This is a genomic window from Fusobacterium sp. SYSU M8D902 (assembly GCF_040199715.1).
Taxonomy (GTDB): domain Bacteria; phylum Fusobacteriota; class Fusobacteriia; order Fusobacteriales; family Fusobacteriaceae; genus Fusobacterium_A.
Map to the genome: position 1 here is coordinate 1 of NZ_JBEFNA010000082.1, position 635 is coordinate 635.

1 protein-coding gene and 1 pseudogene are annotated in these 635 nt (G+C 28.5%); both read left to right on the forward strand.

What is annotated here, in order from left to right; translation table 11 throughout:
• Window positions 1–184 precede the first annotated feature (184 nt).
• Window positions 185–475, forward strand: a complete 291-nt coding sequence (locus ABNK64_RS11160) for a plasmid mobilization protein (protein ID WP_026674108.1) — start codon at window positions 185–187, stop codon at window positions 473–475.
• Window positions 454–635 (forward strand): annotated as a pseudogene (locus tag ABNK64_RS11165) (relaxase/mobilization nuclease domain-containing protein); the annotation flags it as partial. The gene ABNK64_RS11160 and the pseudogene ABNK64_RS11165, both read left to right, overlap by 22 nt.

Genomic DNA, 635 nt, shown 5'->3' on the forward strand with positions numbered 1-635 from the left:
TTAATTTTTGACAAGTCAAAAAATAAGAGGTATACTTAATATATATTAAGTAAAATTAAGGAAGCGAGCACACTGTAAATGACGTCAAATTGATAAATCAATTTGTCATCATTTACGCTCGTTTATGGGGATTGCAGTCCCCCTAAAAACCCCTGCTAAAAGCAGGAAAGGAGGTATAAATTTTTTGAAGAAAAATTTATCATTAAGACTAGATGAAGAAGATTATAATTTGCTTGAAACTCAAGCTAAATTATATGGAGTAACAAAGAATGAATTTGTAAGAGTTTTAATAAGAAAAAATATGCTAGGAGATATTCAGGAATTAAACGAGAATTTAAAAGATATTTTTAGACTAAAAGTAAGCATAGGAAATAACCTTAACCAAATAGCTAAAAAATGTAACAGTAAAACTATATCAGATTTTAGGGAAATTCAAAAGGAGTTAGATGACCTATGGCAATCTTTAAAGCGATAGATAAAAGTAGTAAAAATATAGGTGGCTCAAAAGGTGTCTTAGACTATGTAGGAAAAAAGGCTGAAAATACAGTCGGAATTAAATGTTCAAATGATTATAAAGAAGCCTTTAAAGACTTCCAAGATATTAAGGAATTTTATAATAAATTAGAGGACAGACA